The 13,564-nt window shown below is 68.0% G+C and carries 9 protein-coding genes; all 9 read left to right on the forward strand.

The annotated features are described in order from the left end of the window. The first annotated feature begins 2 nt into the window (after positions 1 to 2). The 9 genes from AC07OY_RS13370 to AC07OY_RS13410 all read left to right on the forward strand — a co-directional run bounded on the left by AC07OY_RS13370 (position 3) and on the right by AC07OY_RS13410 (position 13,563). Positions 3 to 956, forward strand: a complete 954-nt coding sequence (locus AC07OY_RS13370) for a glycoside hydrolase family 43 protein (protein ID WP_495043076.1) — start codon at positions 3 to 5, stop codon at positions 954 to 956. Between the two features lie 116 nt (positions 957 to 1,072). Then, positions 1,073 to 2,827, forward strand: coding sequence for an IlvD/Edd family dehydratase (locus AC07OY_RS13375; protein ID WP_495043077.1), 1,755 nt, complete (start codon positions 1,073 to 1,075; stop codon positions 2,825 to 2,827). Between the two features lie 11 nt (positions 2,828 to 2,838). After that, positions 2,839 to 4,425, forward strand: a complete 1,587-nt coding sequence (locus AC07OY_RS13380) for an aldehyde dehydrogenase (NADP(+)) (RefSeq protein WP_495043078.1) — start codon at positions 2,839 to 2,841, stop codon at positions 4,423 to 4,425. Between the two features lie 38 nt (positions 4,426 to 4,463). Then, entirely contained in the window at positions 4,464 to 6,002 is a 1,539-nt protein-coding gene (locus AC07OY_RS13385) for an alpha-N-arabinofuranosidase (RefSeq protein ID WP_495043079.1), read from the forward strand. A gap of 204 nt (positions 6,003 to 6,206) precedes the next feature. Continuing rightward, positions 6,207 to 7,766: a glycoside hydrolase family 43 protein gene (locus AC07OY_RS13390; RefSeq protein ID WP_495043080.1), complete on the forward strand. Its 1,560-nt coding sequence runs from the start codon at positions 6,207 to 6,209 to the stop codon at positions 7,764 to 7,766. Between the two features lies 1 nt (position 7,767). After that, the gene (locus AC07OY_RS13395; RefSeq protein WP_495043081.1) at positions 7,768 to 10,116 is read left to right on the forward strand and encodes a beta-L-arabinofuranosidase domain-containing protein; all 2,349 of its coding nucleotides are present in this window, start codon (positions 7,768 to 7,770) and stop codon (positions 10,114 to 10,116) included. Positions 10,117 to 10,152: 36 nt separating this feature from the next. Beyond that, entirely contained in the window at positions 10,153 to 10,893 is a 741-nt protein-coding gene (locus AC07OY_RS13400) for a substrate-binding periplasmic protein (RefSeq protein WP_495043083.1), read from the forward strand. A 102-nt stretch (positions 10,894 to 10,995) separates the two neighbouring features. Then, positions 10,996 to 11,946, forward strand: a complete 951-nt coding sequence (locus tag AC07OY_RS13405) for an ABC transporter substrate-binding protein (protein WP_495043084.1) — start codon at positions 10,996 to 10,998, stop codon at positions 11,944 to 11,946. An 87-nt stretch (positions 11,947 to 12,033) separates the two neighbouring features. After that, positions 12,034 to 13,563 carry a sugar ABC transporter ATP-binding protein gene (locus AC07OY_RS13410; RefSeq protein ID WP_495043085.1) on the forward strand — a complete coding sequence of 510 codons (1,530 nt, stop codon included), beginning with the start codon at positions 12,034 to 12,036 and terminating at the stop codon, positions 13,561 to 13,563. The last annotated feature ends 1 nt before the right edge of the window (position 13,564 follow it).

Genomic DNA, 13,564 nt, shown 5'->3' on the forward strand with positions numbered 1-13,564 from the left:
TCATGTCCGACCTGATTGAGCCGCTGATCCGCCAGCGCGCCGACCCCCACATCTCCCGCCACGCCGACGGCTTCTATTACTTCACCGCCTCGGTGCCGCAGTACGACCGCATCGAGGTGCGCCGCGCCACCAGCATCGAAGGTTTGGTGAATGCGCCGGTCTTCGACGTCTGGCACAAGCCCGACACGGGGCCTTGGTCGGAGCTGATCTGGGCCCCCGAGCTGCACTTCAACGACGGCGCCTGGTATGTCTATTTCGCCGCCGCGCACACGCGGGCGCTGGATCACCTCGGCATGTTCCAGCACCGCATGTACGCCATTCGCAATGCGGCCAAGGACCCGCTGGGCGGCGAATGGGAGTTCCTCGGCCAGGTCGATACCGGCATGGACAGCTTCTGCCTGGACGCCACCACCTTCACGCACCGCGGCCAGCTCTATTACCTGTGGGCGCAGAAGGATCCGGCCATCCCGGGCAATTCCAACCTCTACATAGCGCCGATGCAGACGCCCTGGCAGCTGGCGGCCAAGCCGGTGCTGCTGAGCCGCCCCGAGTACGACTGGGAATGCCGCGGCTTCCTGGTGAACGAAGGGCCGTCGGTGCTGATCCGCCAGGGCCGCGTCTTCATCAGCTATTCGGCCAGCGCGACGGACGAGAACTACGCCATGGGCCTGCTGTGGGCGGATGAGGCGGCCGACCTGCTGGATCCGACGAGCTGGCGCAAGTCAGTCCAGCCGGTCATGCGCAGTGCCGCCGAGGACAGCGTATTCGGCCCCGGCCACAACAGCTTCACGGTGACGGACAACCCCGACGAGGTGCTGCTGGTTTATCACGCCCGCACCTACACCGAGATCGAAGGCGACCCGCTGTGGAACCCGGACCGGCATACGTTTGTGAAGCCGCTGCGCTGGTCGGCCGACGGCATGCCGGTCTTTGGCAGGCCTTCTCGGCGCGATTGATGCCGGTTTCGGTATCGGTACGCCGAGTTATTTGATTGGATCGCGTATCCCTCCGCTCCTAGCATCGTTTCCATGCGGCAAACCTGCGTGCCGCCAGAACGACTCCGAGACAAGACATGACGACTGACGACAAGAAGAGCAAGGTCAAGCTGCGCTCCGCCGAGTGGTTCGGCACCCAGGACAAGAACGGCTTCATGTACCGCTCCTGGATGAAGAACCAGGGCATCCCCGACCATGAGTTCCAGGGCAAGCCCATCATCGGCATCTGCAACACCTGGAGCGAGCTGACCCCCTGCAACGCCCACTTCCGCAAGCTCGCCGAGCATGTGAAGAAGGGCATCCTGGAAGCCGGCGGCTGGCCGGTCGAGTTCCCGGTGTTCTCCAGCGGCGAGAGCAATCTGCGCCCCACCGCCATGCTGACGCGCAACCTCGCCAGCATGGACGTGGAGGAGAGCATCCGCGGCAACCCGGTCGATGCTGTCGTGCTGCTGGTGGGCTGCGACAAGACCACGCCCGCCCTGCTGATGGGCGCGGCCAGCGTCGACGTGCCGGCCATCGTCGTCACCGGCGGCCCCATGCTGAACGGCAAGCTCAACGGCAAGAACATCGGCTCGGGCACGGCCGTGTGGCAGCTGCACGAGCAGGTCAAGGCCGGCGAGATCAAGATGCACGACTTCCTGGCCGCCGAGGCCGGCCACTCGCGCTCCGCCGGCACCTGCAACACCATGGGTACGGCGTCGACGATGGCCTGCATGGCCGAGTCGCTGGGCACCTCGCTGCCGCACAACGCCGCCATCCCCGCCGTCGATGCACGCCGCTATGTGCTGGCCCACCTGTCCGGCATGCGCATCGTCGACATGGTTTGGGAAGACCTGCGCCTGTCCAAGGTGCTGACCAAGGAAGCCTTCGAGAACGCCATCCGCGTCAACGCGGCCATCGGCGGCTCCACCAACGCCGTCATCCACCTGAAGGCCATCGCCGGCCGCATGGGCGTGGAGCTGGAGCTGGAAGACTGGACCCGCATCGGCCGCGGCACGCCCACCGTCGTGGACCTGCTGCCCTCGGGCCGCTTCCTGATGGAGGAGTTCTATTACGCCGGCGGCCTGCCGGGCGTGATCCGCCGCCTGGGCGAAGCCGGCCGGCTGCCCAACCCCGGCGCGCTGACCGTCAACGGCAAGAGCCTGTGGGACAACTGCGTTGACGCGCCCATCTACGACGACGAAGTCATCCGCCCGCTGGACAAGCCGCTGATCGAAGACGGTGGCATCTGCATCCTGCGCGGCAACCTCGCGCCGCGCGGCGCCGTGCTCAAGCCCTCCGCCGCCACGCCCGAGCTGATGAAGCACCGCGGCCGCGCCGTCGTGTTCGAGAACTTCGACGACTACAAGGCCCGCATCGCCGACCCCGACCTGGACGTCGACGCCAGCTGCATCCTCGTCATGAAGAACTGCGGCCCCAAGGGCTACCCCGGCATGGCCGAGGTCGGCAACATGGGCCTGCCGCCCAAGATCCTGGCCACCGGCGTGAAGGACATGGTGCGCATCTCCGACGCGCGCATGAGCGGCACCGCCTACGGCACCGTCGTGCTGCATGTCGCGCCTGAAGCGCGCGCCGGCGGCCCGCTGGCCGTCGTGCAGGAAGGCGACTTCATCGAGCTGGACTGTGCCGCCGGCCGCCTGCACCTGGACGTGCCCGAGGAGGAGCTGAAGGCACGCCTCGAAGCCTGGGCCGCGGCGCAGACCGTGGACCCGCTTGATGCCACCGGCTACCGGCACCTCTACATCCAGCATGTGCTGCAGGCCGACGAGGGCTGCGACTTCGACTTCCTGCGTGGCTGCCGAGGCTCGGCGGTCCCGCGTCACTCGCATTGAGGTTTGAATCCATGAGCAACACCATTCAAGGCCTGGCCCTGATTGGCGGCGAGGCCGTGCGCGGCGCGGGTGCCGCCTTCCAGGCCTTCGACCCCAGCAAGGGCGAAGCCCTGGGCCCTGACTTCAACGCCGTCGACGCCGCCCAGGCCAGCGAGGCCTGTGCCCTTGCCGGCGCCGCCTTCGATGCCTTCCGCGCGACGACCGACCACGAGCGCGCCGACTTCCTGGACCAGATCGCCGCCCAGATCCTCGCCATCGGCGACGAGCTCATCGTCCGCGCCATGAGCGAGACCGGCCTGCCCCGCCTGCGCCTGGAAGGTGAGCGTGGCCGCACGATGAACCAGCTCAAGCTCTTCGCCGAGCTGCTGCGGGAAGGCAGCTGGCAGGACGCCCGCATCGACACCGCCCTGCCGCAGCGCCAGCCACCGCGGCCCGATCTGCGCCTGCGCTTCGTCGGCGTCGGCCCGGTGGCCGTCTTCGGCGCCAGCAACTTTCCGTTGGCCTTCTCGGTCGCCGGGGGCGACACCGCCGCGGCGCTGGCCGCCGGCTGCCCCGTCGTCGTCAAGGCCCACTCGGCCCACCCGGGCACGTCCGAGCTTGTCGGCCGCGCGGTGGTGGAAGCCGTGCGCAAGAGCAATCTGCCTGCCGGCGTGTTCGCGCTGCTGACCGGCAGCGGCCATGGCATCGGCGACACCCTGGTGCGCCATCCCGCCATCCAGGCCGTCGGCTTCACGGGCTCGCGCAGCGGCGGCCTCGCGCTGATGGCCGCGGCCGCGGCCCGCCCGCAGCCTATTCCCGTCTATGCCGAGATGAGCAGCATCAACCCCGTCGTCCTGCTGCCCGGTGCCCTGGCCGCGCGCGGCGCCGACATCGCGACCGGCTTCGCCGCTTCGTTGACGATGGGCGTGGGCCAGTTCTGCACCAACCCCGGCCTGGTGCTGGGCTTGGCCGGTGCCGATTTCGACCGTTTCGCCCAAGCGGCGGCCGAGGCGCTGAAACCGGTCACCGCCGGCACCATGCTGACCCCCGGCATCGCCAGTGCCTACCAGCGCGGCGAAGACCAGCTCGCTGGCCAGGCCCAGGTCGACACCCTGCTGCGCGGCGAATCCGCCGGCTGCCAGGGCGCGCCAAGTCTCTTCAAGACGACGGGCGCGGCCTTCCTGGCCAACCACGCGATGTCGGCCGAGATCTTCGGCCCCGCTTCGCTGCTGGTCGCCTGCAAGGACCTGGTCGAACTGCTCGCCGTCCTCGAGGGCCTGGAGGGCCAGCTGACCGCCACGCTGCAATTGCAGGACGACGACGAGACCGACCTCGCCGCCGCCCGTGCCCTGCTGCCGGTGCTGGAGCGCAAGGTCGGCCGCATCCTGGCCAATGGCTATCCCACGGGCGTCGAGGTGTCGACGGCCATGGTCCACGGCGGCCCCTTCCCGGCCACCAGCGATGGCCGCAGCAGCTCGGTCGGCACCGCCGCCATCCAGCGCTTCCTGCGCCCGGTCAGCTACCAGAACCTGCCGCGCGCCCTGCTGCCGGCGGTGCTGCGTGAACCGAACGAGCGCGGCGTCTGGCGGCGCCGTGATGGAGCACTGACGCGCAATTGACGCGCCAGGCCCAAAGAACAACGAAGGAGACAAGAGACATGAAGAAACAACTGCTGGCCCTCGTGGCCACGCTGGCCCTGGCCGCACAGGCCGCCGACGTCAAGGTCGTCGTCAGCGCCGACCAGCCCGGCCCGGTCATCCACCGCAACATCTACGGCCAGTTCGCCGAGCACCTGGGCACCGGCATCTACGAGGGCATGTGGGTCGGCCCCGAGAGCAAGATTCCCAATGTGCGCGGCTGGCGCAAGGACGTCATCGGCGCGCTCAAGGACCTGAAGGTGCCGCTGGTGCGCTGGCCCGGCGGCTGCTTCGCCGATGAATACCACTGGCGCGAGGGCATCGGCCCTAGAGCCAAGCGCCCGGTCAAGATCAACACCCACTGGGGTGGCGTGCAGGAGAACAACGCCGTCGGCACGCATGAGTTCTTCGACCTCGTCGAGCAGCTCGGCGCCGAAGCCTATGTGAACGGCAACCTCGGCACCGGCAGCGCGCAGGAGATGGCCGAGTGGCTGGAATACATGACCGGCGAGGGCAAGTCGACGCTGACCGACCTGCGCCGCAAGAACGGCCGCGACAAGCCCTTCCGCGTGCACTACTTCGCCGTCGGCAACGAGACCTGGGGCTGCGGCGGCAATATGCGCCCCGAGTTCTATGCGGACCAGTACCGCCAGGTCGCGACCTTCCTGAAGACGCCCGAGAACAACCGGCCCAAGTTCATCGCCAGCGGCGGCAACGACACCGACACGACGTGGACGGAGGTGCTGAGCAAGGGCATCCGCCACAACTTCGACGCCATCGCCCACCACGCCTACACCTTCCCCAGCGGCAAGTGGGAAGGCAAGGGTGCGGCGGCTGGCTTCCCTGAGAGCGAATGGATCTCGCTGCTGTCCCAGGTCAGCAAGATCGACGACACGCTGGCGCGCAGCAAGGTCATCCTCGACAAAAACGATCCGCAGAAGAAGCTGGCCATCTACTTCGACGAGTGGGGCAGCTGGTATGACCCCGAGCCCGGCAGCAACCCCGGCTTCCTGGTCCAGCGCAACACCCTGCGTGACGCGCTGCTGGCGGCCCTGCACTTCAACATGTTCCACGGCCACGCCGAGCGCGTGAAGATGACCAACATCGCCCAGATGGTCAACGTGCTGCAGGCCATGATCCTCACCAGCAAGGACAAGCTGGTGCTGACGCCGACCTATCACGCCTTCAAGCTCTATGTGCCTTTCCAGGACGCGACCTCGCTGCCCGTCAAGGTCGAGAACAACCCGGTCTACAAGGTCGACAAGTTCGCCATGCCGGCCATCAGCGTGACGGCCGGCCGTGGCAAGGACGGCAAGCTCTGGGTGGGCCTCGTGAACTCGAACGCGACGCAAGCCACCGAGCTGGACCTGCAGGTCGGCTCGGGAGCACCCAAGGCCGTCAAGGGCCAGGTCTTGACCGCCGGCGCCATGGACGCGCAGAACGAGCTGGGCAAGGCCGCGCAGGTCCTGCCGCAGGCCTTCGAGGCGCAGTCGGCCAACGGCAAGCTGACCCTCAAGCTGCCGGCCAAGTCCATCGTCGTCGTCGCCGTCGAGGGCTGAGCGCCCTTTCGGCCGAACGACCTCCGCCGACCTGAGAACGCCTGGGCCCGCCGTGTTGTTGGCCCAGGCCTTGCGCTGCCTCCGCGGTTCTCACGCGGCATATCAAAACCAGGATCGCCCGCGTCTGCAATGTCATTGGTGCGCCGCCGCCGAGCCTCCTAGGCTGCGGCGCACACCAACACCAGACCCGGAGACAAGCTCATCATGGCCTTTCAGAACCGACGCGATTTCCTCGCAGGCTCGGCCGCAGTCGCGCTGACCGGCTGCGGTGGCGGAGGCGGTGCGGCCTCGCCTGCACCCAGCCCCACGCCCGCGCCGACGCCCGCTCCCACGCCAGCCCCTGCACCGGCGCCCGCGCCCGCGCCCGCACCGACACCCGCGCCATCGCAGTCGCCGTTGAGCTTTGCCAACGCCGGCGTGCATGACCCTTCGGTCATCCGCGCCGACGGCCAGTTCTACGTCTTCGGCTCCCACCTGGCCGCCGCCAGGACGCCCGACCTGATGAACTGGACCAAGCTGGCGGATGGCGTCAACAACAACAACCCCATCTTCGGCAACAAGGTCACCACCGAGCTGGCCGAGACCCTGGCCTGGGCCCAGACCGACACGCTGTGGGCGCCCGATGTCGCCAAGCTCCCCGACGGCAAGTTCGCCATGTACTACTGCGCCTGCAAGGGCGATTCACCGCGCTCGGCCCTGGGCATCGCGCTGGCCGACAAGGTCGACGGGCCGTATGTGAACAAGCAGCTGCTGCTGAAGTCTGGCCAATGGGGCCTGGCCAGTGAAGACGGCACGATCTACGACGCCACCAAGCATCCCAACGTCGTCGACCCCGCGGTCTTCGCCGACGCGACGGGCAAGCTCTGGATGGTCTACGGCTCCTACTCAGGCGGCATCTTCATCCTGCAGCTCAACGCCACGACGGGATTGCCGCTGGCGGGCCAGGGCTATGGCAAGCATCTGATGGGCGGCAACCATGCGCGCATCGAGGGCGCCTATGTGCTCTACAGCCCGCAGAGCCAGTACTACTACCTCTTCACCTCCTTCGGTGGCCTGGACGCCACGGGCGGCTACAACGTGCGCGTGGCACGTTCCCTGCAGCCGGATGGCCCCTATGTGGATGGCGCCGGCAAGGACATGTCCACGGTGAAGGGTGCGGCCGGCACGATCTTCGACGACGCCAGCATCACGCCCCACGGCATGAAGCTGATGGGCGGCCACCAGTTCGCGCTGGCCAGCGGCGAGACCGGCACGGCCCTGGGCTATGTCTCGCCCGGCCACAACTCGGCCTATTACGACGCGGCGGCCCAGCAGTACTTCATCGTCTTCCACAGCCGCTTCCCCGGCACCGGCGAGGCGCATGAGATCCGCGTGCACGAGATGCATCTGAATGAAGACGGCTGGCTGGTCATCGCGCCGTTGCGCCATGCGCCTTTGAGCCTGGCCACGCCGGCACAGACGGCCGACATCAGCGCGGCTCAGGCGGCGGGCAGCTACAAGCTCGTCAACCACGGCAAGGACATCACGGCGACGAGCAAGGCCTCGATCAATGTGGCGCTGAATGCCGATGGCTCGGTCAGCGGCGGCATGACGGGCAGCTGGACCCACAAGGGCGGCAACAAGCTCAGCATCGTGAGCGGCGGCACGACCTACGCGGGCGTGCTGTCGAGGCAATGGAACACCAACGCCTCCGCCTTTGTCGTCAGCTTCAGCGCGCTGTCCCTGGGTGGCGTTTCGCTGTGGGCTGTTCGCACCGGAGCCTGACGTGAAGAAGCTGCTCGCCGCGCTGGCCCTCGCCCTGGTGGCCCTTGGCGCCGGTGCGGCGACGCAGCTGTTCCCGCTGGACCGCGTGCGCCTGCTGGACGGCCCTTTCAAGGCCGCGCAGGACACCGACTTGAACTACCTGATGGTGCTGGACGCCGACAGGCTGCTCGCGCCCTTCCTGCGCGAGGCGAGCCTGCCGGCCAAGTCAACGAGCTACGGCAACTGGGAGTCCACGGGCCTGGACGGCCACATGGGCGGGCACTACCTGTCGGCGCTGGCGCTGATGGTGGCCTCCACCGGCGATGCGCAAGCCAAGCAGAAGCTGGACTACGCCATCGCCGAACTGAAGCGCTGCCAGGACGCCCTGGGCACGGGCTACATCGGCGGCATCCCCGACGGCGGCAAGGCCTGGGCCGACATGAGCGCCGGCAAGCTCAAGGTCGACAGTTTCTCGGTCAACGGCCGCTGGGTGCCCTGGTACAACCTGCACAAGGTGTTCGCGGGGCTGCGCGATGCCTGGGTCTACACCGGCAACGCCACCGCCAAGGGCATGCTGGTGAAGCTGTCCGATTGGGCGCTGCGGCTGACGACGCCGCTGACCGATGCGCAGATGCAGGACATGCTGCGCGCCGAGCATGGCGGCATGAACGAGGTGCTGGCCGACGTGGCCGAGATGACCGGCGACCTGCGCTACCTGGCGCTGGCACGACGCTTCTCGCACCAGACCGTCCTGCAGCCGCTGGCCCAGGGCCAGGACAAGCTCACCGGCCTGCACGCCAACACGCAGATTCCCAAGGTCATCGGCTTCGCACGCATCGCGCAGATCACCGGAGAAGACGAGGGCCGGCAGGCAGCAGCGTTCTTCTGGCGCACCGTGGTGGACAAGCGCACCGTCGCCATCGGCGGCAACAGCGTCAAGGAGCACTTCCACCCGGCCGACGACTTCAAGCCCATGCTGAACGAGGTTGAGGGCCCGGAGACCTGCAACAGCTACAACATGCTGAAGCTGACGGCGCTGCTGGCCCAGGCCACGCCGGCAAAGGCCAGCTACGCCGACTACTACGAGCGCACGCTCTACAACCACATCCTCGCGTCGCAGCATCCGCAGGGCGGCTTCGTCTACTTCACGCCCATGCGGCCGCAGCACTACCGCGTCTACTCGCAGGTCCACGAGGGCATGTGGTGCTGCGTGGGCTCCGGCATCGAGAGCCATGCGCGCCACGGCGAGTTCATCTACGCCCACGACGGCGACTCGCTCTACGTCAACCTCTTCATCGCCTCCAAACTGGACTGGCGCGAGCGCGGCATCCATGTCACGCAGTCGACCCGTTTTCCCGACGAGTCGCGCACGCGGCTGACCGTTCATGACGCGGGCAGCTTCGCGCTGAAGATCCGCTATCCCGGCTGGGTGGCGGCCGGTGCGCTCAAGGTCAAGCTCAACGGCAAGCCCGTCGCCGTGAGGGCCAGACCGGGTGCCCATGTCGAGTTGCGCCGCAATTGGGCTGCAGGAGACCAAGTCGACGTCGAGTTGCCGATGCGCACGACGCTGGAACCCATGCCCGGCCTGAAGAATTACGTCGCCGTGCTGCATGGCCCCATCGTGCTGGCCGCCAAGACGCCGCAGCCCGGCGAGACGCTCAGCTTCAGGGCTGACGGCTCGCGCATGGGCCACATCGCCCAAGGCGCCGTCTGCCCGCAGGAGGCGGCTCCCGTCTTTGTCAGCGACCGTGCCGACTTCGTGCGTCGCTTCAAACCCGTGCCCGGGCAGCCGCTGACCTTCACGGCACCCGGCCTCATCCAGGGCGGCAAGAGCGCCGAGCAGCTGCAGCTGATTCCTTTCTTCCGCCTGCACGACTCGCGCTACATGCTGTACTGGGCGCGCAGCACGACAGCCCAGCAGAGCCTGATGCGCGCCGAGCTGGCCCAGGCCGAAGAAGCGCGCCTGGCGCTGGACGCCCAGACCATCGACCAGGTCGCGCCCGGTGAACAGCAGCCCGAGTCCGACCACGGTTTCAAGGGTGAGGGTGCCGAAAGCGGCATTGCGCCGGCCGGCCGCTGGCGACATGCGCGGCAGTGGTTCAGCTACGAACTGAACGACCGACAGGCCGAAGCCCGTGCGCTGCGCCTGACCTTGGCCAGCGGTGATGCTGGCCGGCGCTTCGATGTGCTCGTCAACGGCCAGCTCATCGCCGAGCTGGAATTGGCGACCGAAGCCCAGCCGCTCTACAGCCGCGATATCCCGCTGCCCGCCGAACTGGTGCGCGCAGCAGGCGGCAAGCTCAGCGTGCGCTTCGTGGCAAAGCCCGGCTCCGTCGCCGGTGGCCTCTATGGCTTGAGGCTGCTTCGTTAGCTTGACGGGGACGGGCGACGGCCTTCAACTGCCGCCATGCCGCTCACCCGCCGCACCTGCCTCGCCCTCGCCGCCACGCCCCTTTCCGCGCGTGCTGCGCCTGAGGTCGTCATCGCCCTGGACGCCCAGAACCCGCCCTTCATGTATGCCGGCCGCGACGGCCAGCCGCATGGCGTCTACCCGCTGCTGCTGCGCACCCTGTTCGCCCAGCTCGACGAGCCGGCGCGCATCGTCTGCCTGCCCTGGCCGCGCGCACTGGCGGGCCTGGAGCGCGGCGAGCACGGCGTCGGCGGCATCTACTCGACGGCCGAGCGCCAGGCCCGCCACGACTTCAGCCAGGCCCTGCATGTCGAGACCATCAAGGTCTACACCCGCCGCGGCGGGCTGCGCCTGTTCGACCGCATCGAGGACCTGCGCGGCCTGCGTGTCGGTGTGCTGCGCGGTTGGAGTTATGGCGACAGCTTCGACGCCGCTAACCGTGCCGGCGTCTTCCTGGCCGAGCCGGTGGCCTCGGACGTGCAGAACTTCGGCAAGCTGGAGCGTGGCTTCCTTGACGTGGCGGTGGCCATCGAGCAGTCCGGCGATGCCCTGCTGGCCGGTGGTGACTACCCCTCGGTGCGCGCCCTGCCCAACCCGCTGACCGAGAACCCGACCTATCTGGCCTTCAACAAGACGGCCCGGCAGCGCGTCCTGATCGCTCGTTTCGATGAGAGTTTGGACAAGCTGCGCCGCAGCGGCGAACACGCCCGTATCGTCAGCCTGGGACTGCGTGACTGAGCCATACCGAAATCGGCATGGCTTGGCCGAGAAATGTCATTGGCCGCGCATCGCCCGCCTTCCTACGATGCCCGTGACAAGACCACGATACGGAGACAGACCATGAAGATCCTGCGCCGCAGCCTGCTGGCCGCCGCTTTGCTGACCCCGGCCTTCGCGGCCTTCGCTGCCCCCCTCGTCATGGGCTTCTCCCAGGTGGGTGCCGAGAGCGAATGGCGCACCGCCAATACCGCCTCGGTCAAGGCCGCTGCCAAGGAGGCGGGCATCACGCTGAAGTTCGCCGACGCGCAGCAGAAGCAGGAGAACCAGGTCAAGGCCATCCGCAGCTATATCGCGCAGAAGGTCGACGTCATCGCCTTCTCGCCGGTCGTGGAAAGCGGCTGGGACACGGTGCTCAAGGAGGCCAAGGCCGCCGGCATCCCGGTCATCCTGACCGACCGCGCCGTCAAGGTCGCCGACCCGTCGCTCTATGTGACCTTCATCGGCTCCGACTTTGTCGAGGAAGGCCGCAAGGCTGGCAAATGGGTGCTGGAACGCGCCGCCAAGGCACCTGGGGGCGCGCTCAACATCGTCGAACTGCAGGGCACCGTGGGCTCGGCCCCGGCCATCGACCGCAAGAAGGGCTTCGAGGAAGTCATCAAGCCCAACGCCAAGCTGCAGATCATCCGTTCCCAGTCCGGCGAGTTCACGCGCGCCAAGGGCAAGGAGGTCATGGAGTCCTTCCTGAAGCAGCGCGACAAGAAGATCGACGTGCTCTTCGCCCACAACGACGACATGGCCATCGGCGCCATCCAGGCCATCGAGGAAGCCGGCCTCAAGCCGGGCCAGGACATCGCCATCGTCTCCATCGACGGCGTGCGCGGGGCTTTCGAGGCCATGAAGGCCGGCAAGCTCAATGTGACCGTCGAATGCAACCCGCTGCTCGGCCCGCAGCTGATGCAGCTGGCCAAGGACATCGTCGCCAAGAAGCCGGTGGAGAAGCGCATCACGGTGACCGAGAGCGTCTACACGGCGGACATGGCGGCCAAGGAATTGCCGAACCGGAAATACTGAGGCCGGACCGAGGACAGGACCTGCGTCCTGTCCGACGCCTGCCGAAGGACTCGTCGCTTGCAAGCGACGAGGCATGAGAGTGCAGACATGAATCTCCCAATCACCAGTACCCCGGTGCTGGAGCTCTCCGGCATCCACAAGGGCTTCCCGGGCGTCAAGGCGCTGAGCGATGTGAGCCTGCGACTCTTCCCCGGCGAGGTGCATGCGCTGATGGGCCAGAACGGCGCCGGCAAGTCCACGCTGATCAAGGTGTTGACGGGTCTGTACCAGCCCGACGCCGGCAGCATCGCGCTGGACGGCAAGCCCATCGCGCCGCGCCGCACGGAAGACGCCCAGGCCCTGGGCATTCGCACCGTCTACCAGGAGGTCAACCTCTGCCCCAACCTCAGCGTGGCGGAGAACATCTGCGCCGGCCGTTTCCCGCGCCGCTGGGGTCGCATTGACTGGGCCGCCGTCAACGCCGAAGCGAAACGCGTGCTGTCGCAAATGGACCTGGACATCGACGTGACGGTGCCGCTGTCGCGCTACTCCTTGTCGGTCCAGCAGATGGTGGCCATCGCCCGCGCGCTGCGCATCTCGGCGCGAGTGCTCATCCTCGACGAGCCCACCTCCAGCCTGGATGACGCGGCCGTGCAGCGCCTCTTCACCGTGCTGCGCCGCCTGCGCGACCAGGGCCTGGCCATCCTCTTCGTCACCCACTTCCTCGACCAGACCTATGCCCTGGCCGACCGCATCACGGTGATGCGCAATGGCGAGACCGAAGGCGAGTACCTGGCCACCGACCTGAGCCGCCTGGCCCTGGTCAACAAGATGGTGGGCGCGCCGCCCGACCAGCAGCCCAGCCGGCTGGACAGCCGCGCCTCGCAGACCGGTGCCCCTGTGCTGAAGGCCGAGGGCCTGGGGCGGCGCGGCGCCCTGCACCCGCTGGACTTGCAGCTCAAGCGCGGCGAGGTGCTGGGCCTGGCCGGCCTGCTCGGCTCGGGCCGCACCGAGGCGGCGCGCCTGCTGTTCGGCGCCGACGCCGCCGATGCCGGCCATGTCGACATGCAGGGTCGCACGCGCCGCTGGCACTCGCCGCGCGAGGCCATCGCCGCCGGCATCGCCTTCTGCTCGGAGGACCGCAAGCACGAAGGCGCCATCCTCGAGCTCTCGGTGCGCGACAACATCCTGCTGGCCCTCCAAGCCCGCCATGGCCTGCGCCTGGTCATGAGCCTTGATGAGCAGCAGGCCCTGGCCGACGACTACATCCAGCGCCTGGGCATCAAGACGGCGAGTGCGGATACGCCCATCGGCCAGCTCAGCGGCGGCAACCAGCAGAAGGCCCTGCTGGCGCGCTGGCTGGCCACGCAGCCGGCCGTCCTCATCCTCGACGAACCCACGCGAGGCATCGACGTGCGCGCCAAGGAAGACCTGATGGACCAGGTCCGCGCCCTGGCCCATGGTGATGGCAGCGAGGCCGGCATGGCCGTCCTCTTCATCTCCTCCGAGCTGCCGGAAGTCCTGCACTGCAGCGACCGCGTCCTCGTGATGCGCGACCGCCGCGCCGCTGGCGAGTACCGCCGTGGCGAGCTGGACGAGCGCAGCGTGCTCGAGGTCATCGCCGCCGAATCCGCATGAA

This window comes from Roseateles sp. GW821-FHT09H10, from assembly GCF_059415865.1.